Source organism: Spirosoma aureum, assembly GCF_011604685.1.
Lineage (GTDB): Bacteria > Bacteroidota > Bacteroidia > Cytophagales > Spirosomataceae > Spirosoma > Spirosoma aureum.
The window spans coordinates 5,097,086-5,122,942 of sequence record NZ_CP050063.1 but is presented as its reverse complement, the minus strand read 5'-3'; the positions used below and the strand labels follow the sequence as shown (position 1 = coordinate 5,122,942).

At 48.5% G+C, this 25,857-nt stretch carries 24 protein-coding genes; 15 read left to right on the top strand and 9 right to left on the bottom strand.

All coding sequences use genetic code 11. The features are described from left to right. Positions 1-80: 80 nt before the first annotated feature. From G8759_RS20445 to G8759_RS20435, 3 genes are all read left to right on the top strand, one after another. Entirely contained in the window at positions 81-1,124 is a 1,044-nt protein-coding gene (locus tag G8759_RS20445) for a 3-oxoacyl-ACP synthase III family protein (RefSeq protein ID WP_167219134.1), read from the top strand. Further along, complete coding sequence (locus G8759_RS20440; RefSeq protein ID WP_232073884.1) at positions 1,125-2,891, top strand: hypothetical protein; 1,767 nt, start codon at positions 1,125-1,127, stop codon at positions 2,889-2,891. Between the two features lie 136 nt (positions 2,892-3,027). Beyond that, positions 3,028-4,221 (top strand): S8 family peptidase, encoded by a 1,194-nt coding sequence (locus G8759_RS20435; RefSeq protein WP_167211637.1) that lies wholly within the window; start codon positions 3,028-3,030, stop codon positions 4,219-4,221. A 14-nt stretch (positions 4,222-4,235) separates the two neighbouring features. On the opposite strand, the gene G8759_RS20430 is transcribed toward G8759_RS20435, so the two are convergent. Next, a complete protein-coding gene (locus G8759_RS20430) occupies positions 4,236-5,033 on the bottom strand; it encodes an AraC family transcriptional regulator (protein ID WP_167211634.1) in 798 nt (265 codons plus the stop codon). A gap of 97 nt (positions 5,034-5,130) precedes the next feature. Here G8759_RS20430 and G8759_RS20425 point away from each other — a divergent pair, with 97 nt between their 5' ends. The 4 genes from G8759_RS20425 (at position 5,131) to G8759_RS20410 (ending at position 7,991) form a co-directional block, all read left to right on the top strand. Next, complete coding sequence (locus tag G8759_RS20425) at positions 5,131-5,532, top strand: nuclear transport factor 2 family protein (protein WP_167211632.1); 402 nt, start codon at positions 5,131-5,133, stop codon at positions 5,530-5,532. 14 nt (positions 5,533-5,546) lie between these two features. After that, positions 5,547-6,119, top strand: a complete 573-nt coding sequence (locus G8759_RS20420) for a Crp/Fnr family transcriptional regulator (protein WP_167211629.1) — start codon at positions 5,547-5,549, stop codon at positions 6,117-6,119. Positions 6,120-6,194: 75 nt separating this feature from the next. Further along, entirely contained in the window at positions 6,195-6,647 is a 453-nt protein-coding gene (locus tag G8759_RS20415; RefSeq protein WP_167211626.1) for a DoxX family protein, read from the top strand. Positions 6,648-6,839: 192 nt separating this feature from the next. Beyond that, entirely contained in the window at positions 6,840-7,991 is a 1,152-nt protein-coding gene (locus G8759_RS20410) for a DUF819 family protein (RefSeq protein WP_167211623.1), read from the top strand. Positions 7,992-8,069: 78 nt separating this feature from the next. On the opposite strand, the gene G8759_RS20405 is transcribed toward G8759_RS20410, so the two are convergent. Next, a complete protein-coding gene (locus G8759_RS20405) occupies positions 8,070-11,195 on the bottom strand; it encodes a TonB-dependent receptor (RefSeq protein WP_167211620.1) in 3,126 nt (1,041 codons plus the stop codon). Between the two features lie 287 nt (positions 11,196-11,482). Here G8759_RS20405 and G8759_RS20400 point away from each other — a divergent pair, with 287 nt between their 5' ends. After that, positions 11,483-11,914, top strand: coding sequence for a DUF1801 domain-containing protein (locus G8759_RS20400; RefSeq protein ID WP_167211617.1), 432 nt, complete (start codon positions 11,483-11,485; stop codon positions 11,912-11,914). A gap of 90 nt (positions 11,915-12,004) precedes the next feature. On the opposite strand, the gene G8759_RS20395 is transcribed toward G8759_RS20400, so the two are convergent. After that, the gene (locus G8759_RS20395) at positions 12,005-13,603 is read right to left on the bottom strand and encodes a carbon-nitrogen hydrolase family protein (protein ID WP_167211614.1); all 1,599 of its coding nucleotides are present in this window, start codon (positions 13,601-13,603) and stop codon (positions 12,005-12,007) included. An 87-nt stretch (positions 13,604-13,690) separates the two neighbouring features. Then, positions 13,691-14,719: a threonine aldolase family protein gene (locus tag G8759_RS20390; RefSeq protein WP_167211611.1), complete on the bottom strand. Its 1,029-nt coding sequence runs from the start codon at positions 14,717-14,719 to the stop codon at positions 13,691-13,693. Positions 14,720-14,816: 97 nt separating this feature from the next. Between G8759_RS20390 and G8759_RS20385 the strand changes: the two genes are divergently transcribed. The 4 genes from G8759_RS20385 (at position 14,817) to G8759_RS20370 (ending at position 17,948) form a co-directional block, all read left to right on the top strand. Then, a complete protein-coding gene (locus G8759_RS20385) occupies positions 14,817-15,641 on the top strand; it encodes an inositol monophosphatase family protein (RefSeq protein WP_167211608.1) in 825 nt (274 codons plus the stop codon). Between the two features lie 75 nt (positions 15,642-15,716). Continuing rightward, positions 15,717-16,259, top strand: a complete 543-nt coding sequence (locus tag G8759_RS20380) for a YfiT family bacillithiol transferase (protein WP_167211605.1) — start codon at positions 15,717-15,719, stop codon at positions 16,257-16,259. A 93-nt stretch (positions 16,260-16,352) separates the two neighbouring features. After that, positions 16,353-16,508, top strand: coding sequence for a FeoB-associated Cys-rich membrane protein (locus G8759_RS20375; protein WP_162387145.1), 156 nt, complete (start codon positions 16,353-16,355; stop codon positions 16,506-16,508). A gap of 51 nt (positions 16,509-16,559) precedes the next feature. Next, entirely contained in the window at positions 16,560-17,948 is a 1,389-nt protein-coding gene (locus G8759_RS20370; RefSeq protein WP_167211602.1) for a DUF4403 family protein, read from the top strand. 32 nt (positions 17,949-17,980) lie between these two features. Here the strand turns inward: G8759_RS20370 and G8759_RS20365 are convergent, their stop codons facing one another. From G8759_RS20365 to G8759_RS20345, 5 genes are all read right to left on the bottom strand, one after another. Then, positions 17,981-18,610: a DNA-3-methyladenine glycosylase family protein gene (locus G8759_RS20365; protein ID WP_167211599.1), complete on the bottom strand. Its 630-nt coding sequence runs from the start codon at positions 18,608-18,610 to the stop codon at positions 17,981-17,983. Between the two features lie 210 nt (positions 18,611-18,820). Beyond that, positions 18,821-20,029, bottom strand: a complete 1,209-nt coding sequence (locus G8759_RS20360; RefSeq protein WP_167211597.1) for a threonine synthase — start codon at positions 20,027-20,029, stop codon at positions 18,821-18,823. A gap of 66 nt (positions 20,030-20,095) precedes the next feature. Then, a complete protein-coding gene (locus G8759_RS20355) occupies positions 20,096-21,001 on the bottom strand; it encodes a LysR family transcriptional regulator (RefSeq protein WP_167211593.1) in 906 nt (301 codons plus the stop codon). Positions 21,002-21,104: 103 nt separating this feature from the next. Then, on the bottom strand, positions 21,105-21,998 hold the full coding sequence (locus G8759_RS20350; RefSeq protein WP_167211590.1) for an oxygenase MpaB family protein: 894 nt from the start codon (positions 21,996-21,998) through the stop codon (positions 21,105-21,107). A gap of 66 nt (positions 21,999-22,064) precedes the next feature. After that, the gene (locus G8759_RS20345; protein ID WP_167211587.1) at positions 22,065-23,096 is read right to left on the bottom strand and encodes an aldo/keto reductase; all 1,032 of its coding nucleotides are present in this window, start codon (positions 23,094-23,096) and stop codon (positions 22,065-22,067) included. A gap of 259 nt (positions 23,097-23,355) precedes the next feature. On the opposite strand from G8759_RS20345, the gene G8759_RS20340 reads away from it, so the two are divergent. The 3 genes from G8759_RS20340 to G8759_RS20330 are packed head-to-tail and all read left to right on the top strand — an operon-like array spanning position 23,356 to position 25,812. Continuing rightward, positions 23,356-23,574 (top strand): VF530 family protein, encoded by a 219-nt coding sequence (locus G8759_RS20340; RefSeq protein WP_167211582.1) that lies wholly within the window; start codon positions 23,356-23,358, stop codon positions 23,572-23,574. 14 nt (positions 23,575-23,588) lie between these two features. Further along, the gene (locus G8759_RS20335; protein ID WP_232073883.1) at positions 23,589-24,527 is read left to right on the top strand and encodes a glycoside hydrolase family protein; all 939 of its coding nucleotides are present in this window, start codon (positions 23,589-23,591) and stop codon (positions 24,525-24,527) included. A gap of 49 nt (positions 24,528-24,576) precedes the next feature. Beyond that, positions 24,577-25,812, top strand: a complete 1,236-nt coding sequence (locus G8759_RS20330; protein WP_167211578.1) for a serine hydrolase domain-containing protein — start codon at positions 24,577-24,579, stop codon at positions 25,810-25,812. The last annotated feature ends 45 nt before the right edge of the window (positions 25,813-25,857 follow it).

The window sequence follows — 25,857 nt, the reverse complement described above, 5'->3', positions numbered from 1 at the left end:
AAGAATGCACAAAGATACCAAATTTTGACCGTTTTGGCTGTTCCTGGTGAAGAAGTGCCCTCAGTCTGTTTATACATATGATGAAAAATGCGAGAATTGCCGGTTTAGGCTATTATGTTCCGGATCGGGTTGTGCCCAATGTTGAGCTGGCTCCGCTGGTTAATGTTTCTGAAGACTGGATACAGGGACGAACAGGTATCGAGCAACGCCATTACCGCAAGAAACATGGCGAAACGACTACCACGATGGGGGCCGCAGCTGCCCGCATCGCCATCGACCGGGCGGGTATTTTACCCGCGGACGTTGATTTTATCATTTTTGCCACACTTAGCCCCGACTATTATTTTCCCGGCAATGGCGTATTGCTACAGCGTGAGCTTGGCATCACGCACCAGACCATGGGTGCGCTGGACATTCGGAATCAATGCTCGGGCTTCATTTATGCCCTCTCGATTGCCGACCAATTTGTGAAAACCGGGAAATTTAAAAATGTGCTGGTGGTAGGGGCTGAAACGCATTCGAGGAATCTGGACTTTTCGCCTTCAGGGCGTGATGTGACGATTCTGTTTGGCGATGGAGCAGGTGCCGCTGTCATTCAACCCTGCGACGAGCCGGGGCGCGGCATTCTAACGACTCACCTCCATGCTGATGGTACATATGCCGAAGAACTGGCCTGTTTCAATCCTGGAGCCCATGCGGGTTATTACTTTGAAAAAGATCATTTTAAGTTTACGGATGAGGAAATAGAGTTTATTTCACTGCACGACGACCATACCAGTATTCCGCACATGAATGGCCAGACGGTTTTGCGCCATGCGGTAACCCGTTTTCCGGAGGTTATACTGGAAGCGCTGGATGAAATGAACCTATCGCCGAAAGATATTGATCTGCTGGTACCGCACCAGGCTAATCTTCGCATTGCGCAACTGGTGCAGAAACGCCTGGGCTTAACCGACGAAAAAGTGTTCAACAACATTCATAAATTTGGGAATACCACGGCTGCATCCATTCCAATTGCGTTATGCGAAGCCTGGGAGCAAGGAAAAATCGAAGATGGTTCTTTACTTTGCGTGGCCGCGTTTGGGAGTGGCTTTACGTGGGGTTCGGCCCTGATTCGGTGGTAGATGCGCAAAAACACGCTTTGGTATATCGCATTAATTAGTCTGACGGCCGGGCTGGGAAGCCTGGCCGTTGGTGATTTCAGCTTACCGCTATCCGACGGAAATGATACGGATCAATATGAATACGTCGGCTATTTTTTCAACAAAAACTTAATGCTCTGGCCGCTGCCTCACCTGAACCTGTTTAACACCCAGACGTTTTATCCGTATGGTATCAATCAGGTTTTCCTGGACTGGGGGTTCGAGCGCGACTATTGGTATGCCCTGTGTTATCGGCTATTTGACGGGCCGGGGCCCTACCTTCAGTTTTATTACGTATACAGTTTACTCGTTACTGCCGTTGGAACGTTTGCGCTTATTGAACCTCGTTTTGGTCAGCTAAAAGCTTTCATTCTGGGTTTGATCGTATCGGTATTCAATTTCTATGCACTCTGGAAGTTCCCCGTTCACATGAATGTCTGTGTCGATCACTGGACGGTTCTGTGCATGGTGGCGACTTACCGACTGTTGCTGGATGTTTTGGATCGGCGTACTATTTCCCTTTCGTTTTTGCTGGTCTGGGTATGGCTCCATCTTCAGGTACTGGGGCAGGAGCTCGGCTATGTGGCAGGATATGCACTGACCTTAACAACGCTGACGATGCCTGTTTTGGTGGGGACGCTTTTTCGGCAGTTTTCAGTGCCTGGTCGGTGGCCGTTGCTGGTCCGGGACTATATAGTCGTCCAATGGAAACACCAGTCAATGCTTATTTTAGGTTGCCTGATAATCATAGCTTTAAGTGCATGGCTATATCTGCCGCTGACCATGCAAATTGCGATAACAGCCTGGCAATTCGATTTTGGGGTAGTGCCGGAACTCAGGGCTTGGTCGCACCCTGTGCGATTACTAATTCCGCATCTACCGGGCTTTCATACGTTCGATTTTGATTATAAACCCTATTTGCGGGACACATTCGAGAGCTACGCTCAGGGCAGTCCGGGTTTATATCTGGTTGTTTTAGCGGGTATTGGCTGGTGGCAAATCCGACGGCGGGTCGGGTTATGGCTGCCTGGTGTACTAATGCTTCTTTTGTGTCTTCTATATCATCCCGTTTTGTTGCCTACCCTTAAGCTATTCCCCTGGTTTAGTTTTAACCGACATGGGGGTCGATCCAGTTTAATTTACCCAATTTTGCTGGGTATGCTGGCTATATGGGTAACTCCGCCCCGCCGGCTGCCGGGTCAAGTGGTGGTGGGGCTGCTGGTTGTACTCATGGGAGCGGAGTGGTACACGGGCTATTCCCAGCGATTAAGAATGCCCGTCAATCTGGCTTCTGAAAGTCTGATTCAATACTGTGATTTAGTGAAGAAACAGCCCGGCGTTGCTGTTCTTGACTGGCCGTTCTGTACGATTGGGGCCGATGGTGTAGGGGCGAAAGAAGGACTTTGCCCGTATTACGACCAGCAAAATGCCGTTTTTACATTCCGACGGTTCTACGATAAAAATGGTGTCGGGCAATATTTTGGGCGGCTTCATCCCGATCAGATTCAACCCTTTCTGCGCGATGGCTGGCCCCGACTTCTAAAGCCCGGTTATTCGTTTACAGATCAGGATTGGCAATTTCTCGATTCGTTTTTGCGTACCAATAATTTCGCTGGCATCAATCTATATCCTGATTTATTGACACCCGAACAGGCAACCGCTTTCTACCGCCGATACGGGAATCCTATCGCAGAAACCCGGTTTCCGGCGGCCGGACGGGTCGTGTTTATACCTCTTTCCAGAAAATAATTGATAGCGTCGATAAGGTACGCAACGACTTTTCCGTTTTCTGCGTATATCTACCTAAACGAACGATTATCGACTGAGCATGAAGTGATTTGTACGCTATTATTAGTTTTTTCTTTCTTCACTTTCGTACAGACTCATGCGACGTTTACTCCCGTTTGCGACACTAATCAATGTCGCTCTTGTTGGCGTTAGTTTATTCGGCTGCCAGACTGATAGTACGCTCGAACCGACCGGCTTTTCGGCCGACTGTCTGGTTAAAGCTTCTTCGAATAATGGGGTGGCCATTGCCGGTTCTTACATTGTTACGTATCAGCCGACAGAATCACTGCCTACTGCACCCGGAGCCCGAATCGCTGCTGCCGAAACCTCAGCCGAACAATTCCTGATACACTATCAGGTAGCCAATGTTCAGGTCGAGGTGCTGGGATCGGGCGAACAGACCAGTTTTCTGGCGAATCTGACGACCAGCGAGCTGGAGCGGGTACGACTGGACCCGGCCGTGGCATCGATTGAGCAAGACCGGATCATGTCTATTTGCAATTGTGTAGATGTGCAGACAACGTTGACACTGCTCTGGAACATTCAGCAGACCGGATACGGGCGTGGTGATCTGCAAACGACCAAAACGGCCTGGATTATTGATACCGGCATCGATCTGGATCATCCGGATCTGAACGTCGATACGGAGCGTAGCCGATCTTTTGTGAGCGGACAAACATCGGCCGATGATGAGAACGGACACGGCACTCATGTTGCCGGGATCATCGGCGCGAAGAACAACAACGTTGGTATAACAGGCGTTGCTTCCGGCGCGCGTCTGGTTGCACTGAGGGTTTTGGACGATGATGGAGAAGGCCGGTTGTCGGGGATCATACAGGCGGTTAACTATGTGACGCTAAACGGTAAGGCTGGCGATGTTGTCAACATGAGCCTGGGGGGTGAAGGAATTTCGGCAACGCTGGAAAACGCCATTCTGAAGGCAGCTAATGCTGGTATTCTGTTTGCAATTGCGGCTGGCAATGACAGTAAAAACAGCGACAATTATTCGCCTGCCCGCGTCAATCACGCCAATGTCTTTACTGTATCGGCAATGAGCCAGACGAACCAGTTCGCTTCGTTTTCCAATTTTGGCAGCAGCGTGGATGTCTGCGCCTACGGTGTACGGATCACATCGACCTATAAAGATGGAAAATATGCTACGTTGAGTGGTACATCGATGGCGGCCCCTCACGTTGCGGGGTTATTGTTTATTCGGGGAAATAATCTGCCAACGCACGGCACTGTTCAGGGTGATCCGGATGGAACCCCCGATCCAATGGCGGGAGAATAAAAAAGTAGCTGAAATTACCGTCTTTTTTCCTGAATGAATTGCAATGGACGGTTACCACAGATTTCCAGAAAATTGTTGCTGAAGGTAGACAGGCTTTCGTACCCGACAAGATCGGCTAATTGCGAAACATTGTCATGACCCGTCTCGATCAACTCCAATGCTTTCATGATACGGGCTATTTTGCAGAAGCTCGAAAAGGAAGTGCCCAGTTGCTGTGTAAATAGCCGGGTTAACGTGCGAACCGATAGCCCAAAATGACGGGCTATCTGCTGGATGTTGACTTTTTCGGACAGATGCAACTGGATATAATCGATGACCTGAGCTAGCTTCTCATGCCGGGTAGAAGGTAAACAAACAGGTATTGCCTTTTTGATCTCATCCGGCAGCAGATTCTGAATCGCCTGCAAAAACGTATGGACAGGCAGCTCCTCCTGATCGCTCTGGCTCCATTTTTCAGTATAACGGATCATTTCCCGGAGCAAAGCCGAAACGGGAAACACGGAAAGCTGATCGTTGAGGGACTTGTTGACAGGCGATACCGGAAAGCAGATCGCCCGCATGTGTAGATGAACACTGTCTGACCAGATTTCGTGGTATGTATCGGCTGGAATCCAGGCACCATACCAACCAGGAAGTAATATGGTTTTTCCTACGCAGGTTAGATGGACACAACCCTTTTCGGCATAGATCAGTTGACCCCAGGAATGCTGATGCCAATCGGAGTGAAAACAGCCCAGTTGCTGATGATAGATAACGAACGGGCTGGTTGTCTGGTCAATAATTGATGAACAGCTTACAAATTGTCTACTCATGGCCTAAACAAACAAAACTTAGTCCTTTTTTCATAATTTCCCTGCCGTTGATGCACCTAGCTTTGCAGCCAGATTTATAACGCTAGTCAAATCGATCATGGCAAACCATCCTAATCTCGACCTTATACATAAATTTTTTGAGGCATACGCAACCAACAATCTGCCAGCCATTGAACAAATTCTTTCGCCTGCTATTCGGTGGCATATTCCTGGAAATCACCCGTTGAGCGGTGTGAAAAACGGCATTGCTGAGGTTATGGCCTATTTTTCTCATTTAGGTAAGGCTGCTTTTCAGGCCAGCCCGATTGTGATTGGGGTTAATGATCACTTTGTAATTGACTGTCACCAGAACTGGAGTTCGCTGGAGGGTGACCATAACCTGAATGCAATGTCGTGCCTGCTCTGGAAAATTGACGGTGGAAAGATCGTTGAAGTCTATAATTTTCCTGAAGATCAGCACAAGGTAGATGCATTCTTTCAAGCCGTTTATGGCGATTAACAGTTTATAAAACGATGAATGACCTTGACCGACTACACCAGCGATTCAATGAGTTAGTCCCGTTAACGGATGAACAATGGCTTCGTTTCGTTCCGATCGTTGAGTCAGTTGACTATGACAAAAATGAGTTTCTGATCGAGGCTGGGGAGGTTGAGCGATACATTTATTACATCGCTGAGGGAATGGTACGTTTATCGTTCAATCATGACGGGAAAGACATTTCAATTGACTTCGTGTTCAAACACAATTTTGTTTCGGCCTATTCATCCTTTCTGACAGAGCAACCCAGTGAATTTAGTGTACAGGCCTTGACCGATGTGCAGGCATTGCGGTTCAGCCGCACAAATCTTTATCAGTTGTATGAGGAGTCTCACCCAGCCGAACGCATTGGCCGACTGATTGCCGAGCAGGCTTTTCTGCGGAAAACAAGCCGCGAGGTTCAGTTTTTGACCAGTACAGCCAGGCAGCGTTATGCTCAGTTGGTTGACCAGAATCCGGTTCTGGTTCAGACGATTTCCGTCCGTCATCTCGCTTCCTACCTTGGCATTGAACCCGAAAGTCTGAGTCGTATTCGTAGAGCGCGTTGATTTCCTAACAAATGTTAGTGGATAGGGGCGATCTGCGCCGGAATTTTGCCATACGAATTAAACGACACATTCATTATGGCTTTCTTCCTTGGATTAGTATCGATTGCCGCTTTACTATACGGAATCGGCTGGATCGCTCAAAATAACTATTTACTGACTTTCCACAATGACATGCTTTGGGCCACTACCACGATGTTTGTGCTGATTGGACTAATGCATCTGCGCAAACCGGACCAGCTTACGTATATGATTGCCAACTTTATGCCTAATGCACGGTTGCTGGTGTTGTTATCGGGGGTTGCCGAAGTTATGCTCGGTATTGGTATGGTGTTTTCCGAAACCCGCATCTTGGCTGCCTGGGGCCTGATTCTACTGCTTATGGCCATGTTTCCCGCCAATATCAATGTTGCTGTCAACAAGTTGCCTCCTCCGGGTAATTTGCCAGCCAAACCGTGGTATGTTTGGTCACGGCTGTTGTTTCAGCCTATCTATATTATCTGGATCTGGTATGCTGTTTTTGGGCGGTAGCCGGGTGGCCAAACAGGCTAGCTTCTTTTCTTTGATTTAGCATAATAAACCTATAGTTATAAATTTATGCTGAGGAATGGGTAATTGGCGATTAATTATTTCTCATACTTTAGGAATTGCCGTATATTGTGCTGACTGCCTTTGTGGATAATTTTTTCACTATGGCCATTTCTCAGTATACTTTCCCTGCTCGTGGCTGACTCTATTTTTATTCTCTTTGTACTTTGCCTGAACGTTATTATCTGTGAATGGCTCATTAAAAAGCCAGGTTTTCGTCATATCGGAACGGCTTTACTGGTGATTATCCTGACCGCTATCGAGTCGAATCTAAAAATCATTCCCACGACCGAAACGCCCGTCTATGAGGGCATCTTTAGTTATGTTGCCCCTTTTGCCCTTTTCCTGTTACTTCTAGGTGTAAATCTGAAAGATTTGCGACAGGCTGGCCTGCCGATGCTGACAATGTTTCTTATTGGGTCGGTCGGGACAATAATCGGCGTTTTAGTCAGTGTGTGGGCGTTTTCGGCTCCACAAACTGTCGGGCAGCTGTTTTATGCACTGGCTGGTATGTTTACAGGAACCTATATCGGTGGAGGAATTAACTTTAATGCGGTTGCCCTGCACTATAATGTTTCTAAAGCGGGTAATCTGTTTGTAGCTGCTACGGCCGCCGACAATATCATGACAGCGCTCTGGATGGTGGTAACCTTACTGATACCCCGCTTTTTACAACAGCGTTTTCCGCATCAGAAAACAGCCAGTCAGATTACCACGCAGCCAACAACGGCGACCGATATGATCGATGACCCTTTTTCGGATACAGAAACGATGACCCCCAATGATCTGGCCCTATTGCTTGCCCTGGGGTTTGGGGCTATTTCTCTGTCAAAACTACTAGCGTTTTTTGTTCCTGCGGCTCCATTCGTGTTGATCCTGACGACTCTGGCGCTGCTATTGGCGCAATTCCGGATAATCAATAACCTTCGTGGGAGTAGATTACTGGGCATGTTTGGCGTCTATATTTTTCTGGCAGTTATTGGAGCTTATTGCGATGTTGCCGCTCTGATCGACGATGGCCAACTCGCTTTTGTTCTGTTTGGAATGATCCTTTTATTGGTTCTGATTCATGCCGTTTTTGTTTTTGGCCTTGGAGCCCTCTTTCGTCAGGATTGGGCAGTACTGGGAATCGCATCGCAGGCTAATATAGGAGGAGCCACGTCGGCATTGGCTTTGGCGAGGAGTCTGAACCGTTCGGATTTACAGCTTCCGGCTGTTTTGGTCGGCACCCTCGGTAATGCGATCGGCACCTATCTGGGCATTTTTGTCGCAGAAATGCTACGGTGAAAAACGATATGGGTTTTTCGGAGGGCTGGCGTAGTCCTACCGAAAAACCCAAATAAAAGTCTAACTCTGCAAGCCCGTTTAAAATGAGTATCGCAAGCCCAACTGCATCCGCCAGCGAGACGTCAGTTGGGAGTCGTTGAAGAACGTCGATTTCTGGCTTGTATCGAAGCTATAGGTCGGAACCCCGGTGCCATCTGTAGTAACGCCCAGCGGTTGTGCCAGACCCGTATAGGAGGCAAACTGACGAACTCCCCAGTTACTATTGAGCAGATTGCCAAAGTTGAGAATATCCAGGCTCAACTGGATGGTATGTTTGTTGGCCAGCATCAACTCCTGCAACACGCGCACATCGAGAGTGGAGAACCAGGGGGTAAAACTGGTAAATTTCTCTGCAACCTGACCCCGGTGTGAACTTAGATATTTATCCTGCTGAATATACGATTCAAAGCCTGCCCGTTGCGCAGTCTGCTGAACATCTGTACCTGTAAATTTCATCTGCCCTAACTGGCTGCTGGTTGGAATAAACAAAAGGTCGTTGTCGAATGCGCCGTCGTTGTTGATGTCGCCCGCGTACGTGAAGCTGAATCGGCTTCCTTCGGTATATTCGGTTACGGCCGATAGGGTAGTTGCCCAGCGTTTGCCATAGATAAATCGTTTGGAAGCCGACGCCACTATGCGCTGACGGCTACCATAAGAAGCCTGCCCAAGCATGGCCACATTCGAATTGCCATAGGTTGGATTGCGGTCGTAGGCATCCGACGAAATCTCGGCGCTTAGTGATGATACTTCCTTCGCTGCCAGAAAATTATATCCTACACTTACGTAGAAACCACTGGCCCATGTCCGTTGCACCTGAAGACTCGTATTGAACGAATTGCCTAAACTCGTATTGGTGAAAACGAACGCATCGGTTTGACCGCCAAAGGCATTGACCGCCCGATCCGATACTTGATAAATGGGACGGCTACTTGGGTCCTGAAGGCGCCCGTTTGGCGTTTTTAGACCATAGTTCCGGACCACCATGGCGTTGATGTCTTTATTGTAAAGAATATCCACAGACGTGATCCAGCCGTTTTTAAACTTATGATCGTATCCCAGACTACTCTTCCAGACTTGTGGAAATTTGAAGTTCGGATCGGTGGTACAATAGAAAAAGAAGCTGGGATTGGCCACCTGGTTGCCAATCCAGACAAAGGGAAACCGACCGGTGAAAATGCCCGTTCCTCCGCGCAGTTTCTGTGTTCCATCACCCTTGATGTCGTAGTTGAAACCAACTCTTGGCGAAAACAGGGGCGTTTGCTTCGGCAGATCCAGTGAATTCAGCTTAATAGGATTGCCGTTGGCATCGTAATACTGGTTATCAGGCTGATAGTTGGCTCTGTTGCGGTCGATGTTCTCCTGAATTTTCTGTTTCGTATCGAAATACATGGGAAAATCGACTTTCAGACCGTAAGTCAGGATAACTTTTGGCGATACGGCAAATTCATCCTGTGCATAAAGCCCTAACTGCCCAACGCGCGTTTGGGCCAGTGCCCAGTTGCCCGTTTGGAACGTGTTACGGGCATTGCTCACTGATGTTTTGAATGCATTGCCGGAGGCCGCCGTTATAAAATCCTGAACAGATGTGAAATCGGAGAAAGTACCGTCGTAAGTGCCCAAATTAAAGGAATTGTCGAAGCTGAATTTTTCGAAACTGCCTCCGAGCGTAACGGTGTGTCGGCCTGCGTAGATGTTGAAGTTGTCTGTGATTTGAAATACATCCTGCGTTAATCGGTTGTTGATCGAAAAGGGTTCATGCCCGGCCACAATATACCGAACGCCGTCTTTGCCGATATTGACCGTTGGAAAGGGGGCTGAAAATGGATCACGCGTGTCGCGGAAAGCCGTATAACCGACCTGTAACTTATTGGCGTACTTGCCGTTGAAGTTTGAGTTGAGTTCAACAATGCCGCCGTTCAGCTTATTGTTAATCCGGTAGCCTGAACTATAATACTGCAACGTCAGAAAATCCGGTCCGCGCCGACCCAGGGCCGAAGGGTTTGCCGGTTTGTCCTGAAAGGCATCCAGAAAGTTATAAATCACCGATAGTTTGTGCGTCTGGTTGATGTTCCAGTCGAGTTTGGCAATACCTTTCGAGTTTTGGGTCTTGTGCGTGAAATTTTCGTAAGGGCCTGTATCATAATTATAAAGCGTTTTCAACGTACTCGACACCAGGTCGAGGTCCGATGCCGACACCCGCGAGACGTTGGCACCCGTTAAGCCCGGACGAGCGGCTACCCAACCAGCCGTACCAAGGTCTGAGCGACGGTCGAATTCGGCATTGACAAAAAAGAACAGCTTGTTTTTGATGATTGGGCCACCGACGCTAAACCCATATTGGATTTGATTCGACTCCGGAACAATGATGTCGGTTCCTTTTACCTTTTTTCCGGTCAGGTCCTGGTTGCGGTAAAAGCCAAACGCGGTCCCATGAAACTGATTCGTGCCTGACTTTGTAACCGCATTCACACCCGCACCCGTGAAACCCGACTGCGTAACGTCGTAAGGTGACAGCGCCACCTGAATCTGTTCGATCGCATCGAGCGAAACGGGTTGCGCATCCGACTGACCCCCCGGTGTCGAAGCATCCAGACCAAAGGGATTGTTGAAAATGGCCCCATTCAACGCGAAGTTGTTGAAGCGGCTATTTCGTCCGCCAAACGATCCATCTCCCCCGGCCATTGGATTCAATCGCGTGTAGTCGAATACCGAACGCTTGATGGTGGGAAGGTTGCGTAATTGCTCACTGCTGATATTGGTTTGTGGGCCGGTTCGTGTATTATTCAGCACGTCGTTGGCATTCGACCGAACGACAATCTCGCTGAGTTGATTCGAGCTACTTTTCAGCGTAAGATTCAGCGGTAGTTTCTGCCCCAGACTCAGCGAAATGTTTTCAATGGTTTCTGACTGATAACCAACAAACGAGATGGTGATGCGGTAAGGACCGCCTATTCGCATATTGGGGATGTTAAATTGACCTTCGGTCCGGGTTGTAACGCCGTATGGAGTGCCCGTTGGCAGGTGAATGGCCTGTACCGTGGCACCGGGTAAGCCGTTACCGCTTTCATCGCTGATGACTCCCGAAATGGAAGAGGTAGTCACCTGAGCCTGTGCAGCATAATGGCCAAAACAGGTAAGTAAAACGAATAAAAATAAGTAGCGCATAATTGAATAGGATATGGTCTATGGTCGAATTTAGATGAAATGAACTCATTATTAAAATTTTGACAAAAAGATAATATTAGATTTATAATATTGATGTTTAATAAATCAGTAAAATAATATTTGTAAAAAAAATAAAGCAGATGATGGCTCAGTTTGAAATTTGAATGATGATCTATAGAGGATAGTACTTTCTACGTGGGTAAAAGAAATGAAATAAATTAGTGTATGACTAAAAATAAACGAGATTTGAAAAGGTAAAGAAAGTAACTCATAATTCACTGGTTGCTATGAACGAACAAGAACAAATCGACGAGTATATTACCAGCCAACCTGAACCAAAACGTAGTGACATGGAAGAGTTGCACAGGCTCATTCTTCAAGTTTTACCAGGATGTAAATTATGGTTCGACTCGGGTAAAAACAGCGAAAATAAAACAGTTACTAACCCTACTATAGGCTATGGATTTCAAACCATAAAATATGCTGATGGAAAGGTCCGGGATTTTTTTCAAATAGGTTTGAGCGCAAACAAAACCGGAATCTCAGTCTATATCCTTGGGGTCAACGATAAGACCTACTTAGTCCAGACATTTGGGAAAGAAATAGGCAAGGCGAGCGTGACCGGGTATTGCATTCGATTCAAAAAATTGAAAGATATAAACATCAACATACTTGAAGCGGCAATACGATATGGGGTTAAGTTTACAAATGATAATTAACTATCAAACGGAGACACTATCTAAAAACAAGAAACGCCACTCAGTTATAAGTGGCGTTTCTTGTTTTATTCAGTAAGAAATCTCAGTGCATCATTCTGCTACTGTAATGATTGGAGCAACTTCTTCAGGATCGTTATCCGGCGATGCTTTCTTCGACTTAAGTGCTTTTCTGGCGGCTTTTTTCAGCGTCACGTCATAAAGGTCTGTCCGGCGGTCTTTGAGTACCTGTACGGAGCCATGTTCATGAAGCTCTTTCAGCAGACTCAGGTCGACATCGGCAATGAGCACCATCTCGGTGTTGGTCGTTGCTTCGGCCTTCACCGCATTGGTCGGGAACTGAAAGTCGGAAGGTGTAAATACGGCCGACTGTGCGTAATTGATATCCATGTTGTGGACTTTGGGGAGATTACCGACGCATCCCGAAATCGCCACATAGCATTCATTCTCAATAGCGCGTGCCTGTGCGCAATGTCGCACCCGAGAGTAGCCATTCTGGGTATCGGTCAGGAACGGTACAAACAGGATCTGCATGCCCTGCTGAGCCAGAATCCGGCCGAGTTCGGGGAATTCGACATCGTAACAGATCAGCATACCAATTTTTCCACAGTCGGTGTCGAATGCCCGAATTTCATACCCACCTACCATGCCGTAATGCCTTACTTCATTAGGTGTAATATGGATTTTCCTGTATTCTTCCCAGGACCCATCCCGGCGGCAGAGGTAAGCAACATTATACAACTTCCCATCATCGTCTACGAGGGGCATGCTTCCGCCCACAATATTGACGTTGTAGGAAATGGCCAGTTCACAGAGCTTTTCGCGCACAGGCTCCGTAAAATCGGCCAGTTTGCGAATAGCTACCGGCTCCGGCAGGTCGTTGAAATCGGCCATAAGGGGCGTGTTGAAAAACTCCGGCAGCACCATGAAATCCGCCCGATAATCACTGACCGCATTAACGAAGAACTCGATCTGATCCAGAAATGAATCCAGATTTTTAAACAGCCGCATCTGCCACTGAATCACACCCAGCCGAATGATTGAATCGGTATGCGGTTTTTTGTCCTTCTCAACAACGTAATAAATGTTTATCCACTCCAGTAACGTAGCGTATTCCTTCGACTCCGTATCGCCGGGCAGGTAACCACGCAGGACTTTCCGAACGTGGAAATCGTTGGAGAGCTGAAAGGTCAGCGTAGGATCATAAATTTCTTTCTGCTTTACTTTCGCGATGTATTCACGCGGGGTCAGGTCATCCGCGAATTTATTGTAATTCGGAATGCGCCCTCCTGCCAGAATCCCTTTCAGATTCAGTTGTTCGCAGAGTTCCTTGCGGGCGTCATAGAGTCGACGACCGAGCCGAAGGTCGCGGTAGTCAGGGTGCACAAAAACCTCAATGCCATAGAGGTAATCGCCCTCATCGCTGTGCGTTTTGAATGTGTATCCCCCCGTTATTTCGTAGTAGGTGTGATTATCGCCAAACTGATCGTATTTAACCCGAATTGCCAGGGCACTGGCTACCACCTTACCATCTACTTCGACGCAGAACTGCCCTTCCGGAAAAATTGACAGCAGTTTTGTAATCGAGCTTTTGGGCCAGTAATCACCCCCAATACCACTATAGACCTCAATCATGGTTTCTTTGAGGTCGTGATAATCTTCTTTTTGCAGTGTTCTGGTTTGTATATGCATTTTTAGCGTGTTGGCCTGATGGACAGTAGTGAACAGGCAATGGAAACTGGATTTCAGGCGTTCATTCCAATGGCCAGAATCCCATACCTAACAACTGCTATCCAGCGTCATCTTTTTCTCCATTTCCGTGATCATCTCATCTGTCAAATCCAGATGCGTGACAAAGCGCACCAGGTGCTTGCCAAACTGAACGCCACGAATGCCTTTGGAGTCTAATTGTGCAACGTAATCGGCGGCTAAGAGGTTTGCCGGAAGCCTAAAAATCACGATGTTCGTGTCAATCGGGAGAATTTCTTCGACTTCGGGCAGTTTTTCGAGAATAGCGCCAATTTTTCGGGCGCGGGCATGATCAATTTTTAACCGGTCGATGTGGTGATCCAGCGCGTAGATGCCCGCTGCGGCCAGGAACCCCGCCTGTCGCCAGCCGCCCCCCATCAGCTTACGGTAGCGCCGGGCCTGGCGAACCATAGCTGCTTTGCCGAGCAGAAGCGACCCTACCGGACAGCCTAAACCTTTCGACAAACAGATACTGATCGAGTCGAACAACTGACCGTACGCTTCAGTCGGTTCGCCCGTTTCGACCAGGGCATTAAAAAGCCGCGCCCCATCGAGATGCAGGAGTAAGCCGTGTTCGTCGCACACATGCCGGATGGCCGCAATTTCGGGAACGGTATAATAGCAACCCCCGCCTTTATTCACCGTATTTTCGAGTACAACTAACCGAGACAGTGGCTTGTGCGAATCAGACGGGCTGTAAATGTAATCGCGGATAAGGTCAGGAGTGAGCTTACCGCGTTCGCCGTGGGCCAGACTTGCAGACGCGAGTGCATTCACCGAAATACCACCCCCTTCGTACTGGTACACATGCGACAGGTAATCGCAGATGACATCGTCGCCGGGGCGGGTGTGGGTACGAATCGCCAGCTGGTTCGTCATCGTACCGGAGGCACAGAACAAAGCGGCTTCCATGCCTAACATGGCGGCAGCTTTTGCTTCGAGGGCATTGACAGTAGGATCATCGCCGAGAACATCGTCGCCCAGTTGGGCCGTAAACATAGCCTCGCGCATGGCGGGCGTGGGTTGAGTAATTGTATCGCTACGCAGGTCAATCGTCATAAAACAAAGGTCGCACAGAATGGAATTACGGGCAACCAGACAGCCCTTGTTTCCGCTTTTTTATATCTTGGCCTCTCAAAATCGGCCTACCTAACGAATGACCACGAACGTTTCAGCCCAATCTTCCCTCGATTTAGCCGCCATCACCCGCGACATTTGTACAATTGCCACCGATGCCGGTGCATTTCTGCTTCAGGAGCGAAGCAAATTTCAGCGAGAAGCCATTGAATACAAAGGCTTGAATAATTTAGTGTCCTATGTCGATAAAGAAACGGAAAAACAACTGGTTGTTCGCCTGAGTCAGTTGTTGCCACAAGCCGGATTTATAACTGAAGAGGGAACTACTGGTCAGGAAGCCGACCCAACTGCGCTCAACTGGATCATCGATCCGCTCGATGGTACAGCCAATTTTATTCATGATCTACCCGTTTTTTCAGTCAGTATTGGGCTGGCTCAGGGCAGTACACCCCTTGCCGGCGTTGTCTATGATCCGAACCGTGACGAATGTTTTTCGGCCTGGAAAGGGGGAGGAGCCTATTGCAATGGTACTAAAATTTCGGTTTCCCCGGCAACTCAACTGGGTGAGAGCCTGATTGCAACGGGTTTTCCGTATTATACCTTCGACAAGATGCCGAAGTATCTTCAGATTCTGGAATCATTGATGAAGCAAACCCACGGTCTGCGTCGGCTGGGTTCAGCAGCGATCGATCTGGCTTACGTTGCCTGTGGCCGATTCGAGGCTTTTTATGAGTACAATCTTCACTCCTGGGACATGGCAGCGGGCGTACTGCTCGTACACGAAGCGGGCGGGATCGTCACTGATTTTGAGGGTGGCGACGCATTTCTGTTTCGGGGCGATGTCATTGCGGGGTCAGGCATGCAGCCGGAATTACTAAAAGCGATTCAGGAATACTGGCACTAACTGGTTTCCGGTTTATCGAGTACAGCAAGCTAAACACCGAATCAGGTAAACCCTAAATCGAATAAGTTACAAACTATGCAGGAGCAAGACCTATACAATCTCCGTTACCCCATTGGCGATTTTGCGTATGGGAGTATTTTTACAACTGAGCAGAATCACGAACACATCGCGATTATTGCCGGGATGCCCAGGAAACTGACCGAACTCGTAGGCAGGTGGGACGATGAGCGCCTTGATACGCCCTACCGCCCCGATGGCTGGACCGTTCGGCAGGTCGTACACCACGTCGTTGATAGCCATATTAATGCGTATGTGCGGGTTAAACTGGCTCTTACGGAAAACAATCCGACCATTTCACCCTACGAGGAAGGCGATTGGGCTAAACTAGCTGACTATACACTTGACGTTGCCCCATCTCTGGTCATCTTAAGCAATTTACACCTGCGCTGGGTAACGGTACTAAAATCACTTACTGAAGACCAACGGCAACGCACATATTTCCATCCGGGAAGTCAGCGTTCTTTCCCCATATCGGAGGTAATTGGGATCTATGCCTGGCATGGCGAACATCACTATCAGCACATTAATCAACTGGCCGTTCGGAACGGTTGGGTATGAAAAAATGTTGGGCAATTGACCGTTGACTCTCCGGTTTTGGACTTCAGACGTAAGCAACCAATCGGGAAGAGCTAACCGATAGAAATTCAAATCATGCAGGAGTTCATCATCTTTCTGATCTTTGCTTTTGCCGTAGGTTATATGGGTAACCGGGCTTACCGAAGTTTCTTCAAAAAGCAGGCAGGCTGTGGCAAAGGATGCGGTTGTGAAACCGACGCAAAAACGTCGGCGATAACTACCGCGAAATGAATATCCGTTTACTTAATTAACATTTTCGAAATCTGATAGTTTGATGTTGCAGTGAACACTCAACGTCTCATCGGATTTTTTATAGTATTTGCGGCCCTTCTGGCTTCCGTAAGTTGTAATCGTGTCCGGTCAAAGCCGCCGGCAGCGCAGGATTTTGAGCCGGCCATTCCCGACCCAATATCGTATGTGGCAGGCGATATAACGTTTAAGATCGCAGATCTGGAGCGGAAGATCAATAAATCGCTGGGCGTTGTGCTGGTTCCTGAAGAAACCTTCGAAGGAAAGAAAGGTGAAGCCTGGCACATTCGCGTCGAACGAACAGGCCCCGTTCGTATTCATTATGCGAACCGAAAGGTTTCTTTCTCGGCCCCCCTGCAAGTGTGGTACACCAATCCGATTGGGCTGCGTAAGATTCGGAAACGACGTCCGCTTTGTGCCCTGGCAGTTAATTTTGTAAGCCCACTTTCAATTGGTTCCAACTGGCGATTAGCCACCCGATCGAGGTTTGAAAACTACCATTGGATACATAAGCCAACGGTTCAGATGTTGGGCATAAAAATTGGCGTAACGAAACTGGCCGAAAGCATTCTTGATAAACGAAAAGCCGAAATAGAGGCCGCTATCGATAAAGCAGTACATACGGAATTGCGGCTGGACCGGCATGTACGGAAGGTTTGGCGCGATATGCAGAAACCCTTGCGCATCGCTAAAAAGCCTGAAGAAATCTGGATCATTCCAAAACCATTCAGTATTGCAGCCGCCCCCGTTTTCGGGGATGAAAAACGCATTACGGTTCCGCTGCAAATTGCATTTCGGGTCGATACAAAAGTAGGCCCAAAACCAATCGTAACGGAGCTTGAACGGCTGCCGCGCTTATTAAGACGCGCCAAAACGCCGGAGGCATCGCGTCTGGAAGTGCGGGCTTTTATTCCCTTCGAGGATGCTAACCGGGTGTTAGCCAAAGCACTGGAAGATCAAAAGATCAAGCTGGCGGGTGGGAAAGTGAAAATTAAGAATGCTACTGTATATGGCGGTGGACGCTCGTTGATTGTGAAAACAGAAGTGACTGGCGCTGTCAATGGCACTTTATATTTTCATGGGCAGCCTAGCTATGATACATTAAACAATACGCTGGAGATCAAGTCGCTGGATTTTGATGTAGATACCAAAGAACGCTTATTTGCTACCGCTGACTGGTTACTGCACGATCACTTTCGCGATTCTCTTCAATCGGTGATGGTTATTCCCTTACGGCATCAGATTTCTGAACTGCCCGAAAAAATTGAAACAGCTTTTGCCCGCGGTGGAGCCGGGCGAAAGACAACGCTGAATATCGATTCGTTCCGATTGGTGCCGCAGCGGGTTGTGGTTCGACCCGAGGGCGTTCAGGTTCTGATTAAAGTAGAGTCGAAAGTGGCCGTCAGAGTGAAAAAGTTATAACATACAGTGTACCGCTAACCACTACCCTTCGCTTAGAGCGGCTTCCAGCGCCATAAATACCGACTGGCTGTTGTTCGGTAGGGTCGCCAGGCGTCGGCAATCTGATGCAGGGCTTTGTAGAGTGCTTTACCCGTCAGACCATTGGTTTGCTCTGGATACGCCAGCAACATTCGCTGACGAATGACCAGATCGTCGATCGGGAAAACGTCTGGTCGATCCAGTACGAACATAAGCAGCATCTCAACCGTCCAGCGGCCAACTCCTTTAATTGGCAGCAGGTACTGCACGATTTCTTCGTCCGTCATCGGATCAAGATGAGCCCGGTCCATTGGATTGGCCAACGAAAATCCGGCTACACTTTGCAGGTACTTGATTTTCTGGAACGACAAACCGGCACTACGCAACTCGTCGGCTGACTTCAGGAGCAACTCATTGGGATGTGGATAACCATCGGCGAACAGTTGCCGGAATCGGGAAAAAATGGCATCGGCTGCCTTCACCGAAATCTGTTGGGAAACGATACTTTCGAGCAGGGCCAGATAGACATCACCGGCATAGTCATTAAAGATTTTGGGTGATGGTGTCTCCTGTATCAAACGAGCCATAACGGCGTCCTGAGCAAGATAGTCCAGCGGGGAAATGAGATCGGTAGCGGGCTGCATGAATAAATGATTGTGCCGACTAAGATACCCATTTTTGCCGTAAATTCAGCGGATAAAGTACCGGATATATCCGCTGAATTTCACTCAATCAGGACTTTTGCTTCGAGCCGTGCCACGGTTACTAATGATGAGCATACAAACCGTGGCACGGCTCGAAGCGAATGTTCCGCCATTGGGAGAAACCGCAGATTCGGGTTATAGGTCAATCAGTCACGTATGTTCCTGAGTCTGCCAGATTCCTTTCAGATTATCCAGATATTTCTGACCAGATCCTGTATTCAGCAGCAGAATGTGTTCGTCAGAACGTAACCAGCCCTCGTGTAGCAATTGCTTCGTAGCGGCCCAGATTGCACCACCTTCGGGGGCGACAAAAAGTCCTTCATGACGACCCAATTCTCGAACGCCCTCCAGCATCTGTTCTTCTGAGACAGCAATAGCCGTACCACCCGATTCCTGTAATACATTCAGCATCAGTGGTTCCCCGATAGGCCGGGGAACCGCCAGCCCATTCGCGAGGGTAGGGCGGCCCATGTATTGTTTACTGTTGGCCTGCCTTCCCCAGAACGTTTCAACAACGGGACAACAGTTTTCTGCCTGAACCGCCACCAGTCTGGGCAATGGCTGGTCTGCTGAGAGCCAGCCTAGTTCTTTCATTTCCTGAAACGCTTTCCAAAGGCCAATGAGCCCCGTTCCACCGCCCGTAGGATACATGATCACATCGGGTAGCTGCCAGTTTAATTGTTCGGCAATTTCATACCCCATTGTCTTTTTACCTTCCAGCCGATACGGTTCTTTCAGGGTAGAAACGTCGAAATAATCGCCGTAACGGTTCAATTCCTGAACTTTAGCCGCACAGTCATTGATCAGACCGTCGATTAGGATAACAGTAGCTCCATACGCGAGGCATTCTTCCCGAAATGCTTCCGGAGTGTGCCGAGGCATAACCACGACAGCCTCAAGCCCGGCCCTGGCACAATAGGCGGCCATGGCAACCCCGGCATTACCGGCCGTTGGCACGATGCAGGCCGTTTCGCCATTTTCCTTAGCCTTTGAAATCGCCAGACTCAGTCCACGCGCTTTAAACGATCCGGTTGGGTTAAGGCCTTCGTCTTTAAGCGTTAGCTGACGCATCGAATACGTATTAGCCAGCCGGGGAAGTGCCAGCAGTGGTGTAAAGCCTTCACCTAAACTAACGCGGTTTCTGGGGTCAAGAACCGGAAGGAGTTCGGCATAACGCCAGAGCGATTTTTCTCGGAATAACAGTTCTGCTTTGTTGAGTCCCTGATTGAGTTGATAACTTGCCAGCAAAGGCATCTGGCAACAAACCGACACCGTTTGTCGGGTGAATGGCGAATAGCTCTGTCCACATTGCGAACAGTGCAGCGATTGAAGTAGTGATGAAGAGATGGCTGTATCCATGGCCGGTTAACTTTTTTGCAAGTTGTCCGACCGAAGCGTTTAGCGCAAACGACGTTTTGATATGAGTTATTCCATTTCTGAATAGTAGCGCCGGGTATATCGAATGAATGCGTTCACGAGTTGATTGTTTTCGGTACCCTTGCGCTGGATAAACTGGAACGTACGCTCAATGGACAGGTTCTCGATCGGCACCTCAACTAACTCACCGGTAGCCAGTTCTTTCAGAATGGCCCGCTTCGGCAGAAAAGCCAGGCAGGTGTCGGCCAATACGAAATTTTTAAGCGCTTCAGTACCACCAAGGCGTATAAGAATCCTTAAATCGGCTTGTCGAATTCCCTGTTTCTGCAACGTATCCTCAACGACAGCGAGCGTACCTGACCCTTGCTCACGAAGGGCTAAAGGAAGTTGAGGAATTTCGTCAATGCGTAGTGTTCGGTTACGAAGTGGGCTGTTTCGGGAGCAGACTGCCAGCACCTGATCGGTGATAAAAGGTATGTATGTCAGCGTGTTAACCTGTGTTAAGGTTTCAACGATGCCTACATCGATTTCATGATCGAGCAATGCTTTCTGGATATTGCTTGAGTTGCGGTTCAGCACCTGAATCTGCATGTTGGGATGCTGACGCAGATAGGCCGACAGAACGGGAGGCAATACATACAGACTAATGGTAGTGCTTGACCCTACCGCCAGCCGGGTTGTGGGTAAAAAACTGGCACTGAGTTGCTGTAGTTGCTGGTGTAATTCGGTTTTTAACTGACTGGCTTCCAGTCCTTTCTGGTATAATAGCTGACCTGCCTGCGTTAGGCTGATGGTATTGCCATGGCGTTCGAATAATGCCGTTTTATAAAACGCTTCCAGGGCTTTTATGTGTTTACTAATGGCTGATTGGCTCAAAAATAAGATCTGACTGGCTTTGGTAAAGCTAAGCAGGCGGGCGACTTCCAGAAAAATTTCGTGTTGTAACGAGAGCATATAAAGCAAAGCTTTCAGCAAAGAAACGAAGCCGTTTATAAATAATAGATACCGTGTATCTCGAAAAATAGCATGATCCGGCGATTACGATGAAACGACTACATTACTTGATTTTCCTGATAATCTCCTCTGGTCCGACGGCTTCAATCTCTGGTGGTCCAGCGGGGTAGTAGCGAAACGACGTTTTCTCGATCAGCGATGGGTAAGGTTTGAACGTAATCCATCGTAAGGGCAATTTGCGAACCCATAAAGCCCCCCTGATTAAGCCGGTAAACCAGCCAGGGGGGAGTTTATAGCCAAAAGCCAGCCGCAATTTGTCGTTAATCAAAGCGGCAAACGTTGGCTGTACCAGGGCATGTAAAAAACCTGGAAACCAGCCCTGCACAATCTTTACGGTCGAGTCGGCAATCCGTCGGTTACTTTCCGTGTATCGAAAGTACTGCGCTTCGTAGGCATCGGTAAACGCCCTCATCTCGGCTGGTGTTTCGGGCAAGTTACTGAGATTCATCTGACGGCCAACTTCCCGGAAAAAGTAAAACAGAGCCAGTTCCTCCGTGGTGGTTAGTTTTCGCCAGCCATATTGATTGAGCCAGTCAATCGGATAAAAAACAAACGTGGCCAGCACAAACAAAAAGTCCGCGTTGTCGATGCGGTAATGCCCATGAATCAGATTCATGTGGGCAATGGCTCGTTGCCCTTTTTCACTCGCATAACCCGACTCCATAAATTCTGAAATCAGGCGACTCGTGTCGTCGTACCGTTTTTGTCCATGACGCTCGAATTCGCCCGTGCGAGCCAGCAAGCCCGACACGCGTGGACTGGCGTAGGTATGAAAAAGCGCCAGTTCGAGCGCGCGGGTAATGTCGAACGGAAATTCATAGGCCGTCAGCAGATGAACCATGCGCTGGTGATCGCGGACTGGATCTAACGTTTGCAACTCCTTTTGAACCGCTGGATCGCGGAATATGCCCAAACGTTTTTTATAAACAACCGGCATGTTTTTTTATAGTTAGCAGTAGGCAGTTAGCAGTGCCAACTGAAGACTGGGAACTGCCTACTGAATTTACCAGACAGGTGGCGGATTAATTTGCGAGGATACGGCACGTTGGTGCCAGTAGGGATAAATAGGGTCCCGGTGGCTGGCTGCATCGAGCCGGGCAACCTGCTCTTTCGTTAAATGCCAGCCGATTGCTCCCAGATTCTGGATCAGTTGTTCCTCATTGCGGGCACCGACAACCAGGGTTGAAACCGTAGGGCGCTGCAAGAGCCAGTTCAAGGCTACCTGCGTTACCGATTTTTCGGTTTCGGCTGCAATTTCGTCCAGCATATCAATGATTCCGTAAAAAAAATCGTCTGGAATAGGAGGACCTTCGCCACCACCCTGAGCAATTCGGGCATCTTCGGGTATTGGCTGATTCCGGCGGTATTTACCGCTTAACCGACCGGCCGATAGGGGACTCCAGACCAGCGTACCCACGTTCTGATCCAGGGCTAGTGGCATCAATTCCCATTCATACTCGCGACTGACGAGCGAATAGTAAGCCTGATGGCCTATATAGCGTGCCCAGCCATATTTTTCGGATATTGCCAGCGACTTCATCAAATGCCAGCCCGAAAAATTAGAGCAGGCAATGTAGCGCACTTTTCCACTTTGAACCAGACCATTTAGTGTATGCAGCGTTTCTTCAACCGGAGTGAGTCCGTCGAAGCCATGCATGTGGAAGATATCGATGTGATCGGTGTTTAAGCGACGAAGGCTGTCTTCACAGGATTTGATAAGATGGTAGCGTGACGAACCCATGTTATTCGTTTCGGCGCTCATCGGGAACGTTGCCTTGGTCGAAATAATCACTTTGTCGCGCAGACCCGTGAGGGCTTTTCCCAGAATTTCCTCTGATATACCTCTGGAATAGACATCGGCGGTATCGAACAGGTTCACGCCAGCATCGAGGCAGAGATTGACCATTCGGCTGGCCTCGTCGACCTGCGTGCTGCCCCAGGCTTTGAAAAATTTAGTACCGCCCCCAAACGTGCCAGTGCCAAAGCTTAAAACGGGTACTCTTAAACCAGAAGCCCCTAATTGCCTATACTCCATGAATTACGTTGATTATTGATTGGAAGTCTCAAATATAGTTCACGAATAAAAGCGTGATTCAGGATTTTACGTTAACTGTGAATTGGTCGGGTGTCATGAAACTAAGATAAGCACATTCACTACCGTTTCTAAGCCTAAAATCAATAACTTGCCATGAGCAAAACAGGCCGTCCTGAGCTGGCAATTTATTGACAATGTCTGACGAATATGCTGTTGACTGCCCACTAAAGACACCAAGACCATCATCAATCGAACAAGTATGCAAGACACCCAGCCCAACAACCCGTTGCACGGCAAAACGCTCGAAACAATCCTCAATGAACTGGTGGATTATTATGGCTGGCAGCGGCTGGGCGACCGGATTGCCATCCGCTGCTTTACCGACAATCCAAGTGTTAAATCCAGCCTGACTTTTTTGCGCAAAACGCCCTGGGCGCGTCAGAAAGTAGAAGAACTTTATCTGAACCTGAACCGATAAATGCGCAACAACTAATGCGAAAACGACTACCTGACACCAGACTGATACTCCTGCTTTTTTCGGTATTCCTGTTCTGTGCGTGGATAGCTTCTGACCAGAATCAATCCAGCTTGCATACCGATGACGAGTTTCCGGCAGAGCTTGTTTCATTTACACCGTATAAAAACAATCCGGTTTTTGCGGGTACGGGCGAAGATACCTGGGATCTGAAAATTCGTGAACGCGGGTATATTCTGCATGAGGGGGATACCTATCATTTGTGGTATACGGGCTACCGGGAAAGTGGCGATAAAACGAAATACCTTGGCTATGCAACTTCGCCGGATGGGCTGACCTGGGTGCGATCGAAGAATAACCCAATATTTAAGTCAGATTGGGTAGAAGATATGATGGTGGTCAAAGCTGGTGAAACATACTATATGTTTGCCGAAGGTAAGGATGATATTGCGCATCTACTGACATCAACTGACCGTATCAACTGGAAAGAGCAAGGACCGATCAACATTCGATACACCAATGGACAGCCGCTGAGTAAAGGCCCCTATGGAACCCCAACGGCCTGGAAGGAAGGCGATGTGTGGTACCTGTTTTACGAACGGAAAGATCAGGCAGTTTGGCTGGCCACGTCAAAGGATCTGAAGGTATGGACGAATGTGCAGGATGAACCCGTATTGTCGAAAGGCCCCGGCGACTATGACCGATATGCGGTTGCCATGAACCAGGTAATTCGACACAAAGGATTGTATTACGCCTATTACCATGCATCGGCGTTTGCGGACTGGCATGAATGGACGACTAATGTGGCAGTGTCGAAAGATCTGATTCACTGGAAGAAATATTCGGGGAACCCACTTGTTGGCGGCAACAAATCGAGCGGTATTCTAGTTAATGACGGCCAGAAATACCGACTCTACACAATGCATCCGGCTGTGAATGTTTTCCTGCCAAAATAGAGTCGTTTCTGAAAACACGGGTGGTGTATCGAAACATATCTGAAACGCAATGAGAGTGTACTATTTATTGCCCCGCGTTTTCATCAGCATGATTTTAATCGTGCTGGTTGCTTATGGCTGTAAGCGGAATGCTGACCCCGTACCGACCCCTGTCTTACTGACCGACTTGTTTGCACGTACCTTAACCGATTCGCTCCAGAACCGGAATCTGGGGTATGGCTTCGTTATCTACGAAGGCAACGAATTCAAAGCATCGGGTAATGGTGGTTTAAAATCCCGAACCGTCGATGCTCAGGGTGAGAAGCCCTATTCGATCGATACGAAAATGCACATAGCCAGCATGAGCAAAACAATTACGGCCATGGCTTTTACGCAGTTGGCCGCTCAGAAAGGCATTAAAACGACCGATAAAATTGGTAAATACCTCCCGCAATCCTGGCCAAAAGGGGAGAACATAGACCAGATCACGTTTCGTGAGTTGTTCAACCACCGGAGTGGTATCATTGGCCTTGGGGGAGATTGTCGCAATGGTAGTTATACGGAAAATATTTATTCGGGTTTAAAACAATTGATTGCCAAGGGGGTCAAGACCACTAATCGTGGGCAGTATTGTTATCAGAACGCCAATGTTGGCCTGTTCAGACTACTGATTCCGGCTTTAACGGGCTATGTCTTTACGGGGAACGACGATACCGATGATCGACGGACGCAGCAGCTTTATCTTACGTTTGTCCAAAAAAATATCTTTGAAAAAATCGGGCTGACCGATATTCAGCCCAGTCAGCCCGTGAGTGGACCTACCTATAATTACGACTATCCGTATTCGGGCCGGAAAGGCTGGGACCCCGGAAGTTTTTATAATACACTGGGCGCTTATGGCTGGTATCTGACACCTCAGGAAGCGGGTAAGCTCTATGCGAGTGTACTGTCATCCTCCGACCAATCCGTATTACCGACTGCGTATAAAGATACGCTGTTGCTGAATAATTTAGGCTGTTTTCGGGCGTCTACTACACTGGGCGATCTGGCTTACCATGATGGATGGTGGTATTATGACAGCAAAGTTCCTTATTTTGGTTTGCGAACTACCTGGATGAAATTGCCTGGCAACCTGACTGTCGTGTTATTTACCAATGCGCTAAATAGCCAGACCGGCTTTTTCCCCTCAACCGATGGGACGGACATCGTGCCGTTTGTTTTTCGTGCTTATGATCGGGCACGCAAGCTTAAAGGGGCACGTACGGAACCCGCGACCATTGTGCTGGAACACCCGGAGCCGCATTGACCGGAAAAGCAGAATCAGTTCATTATTGCCCAGTGGATGTAAAAA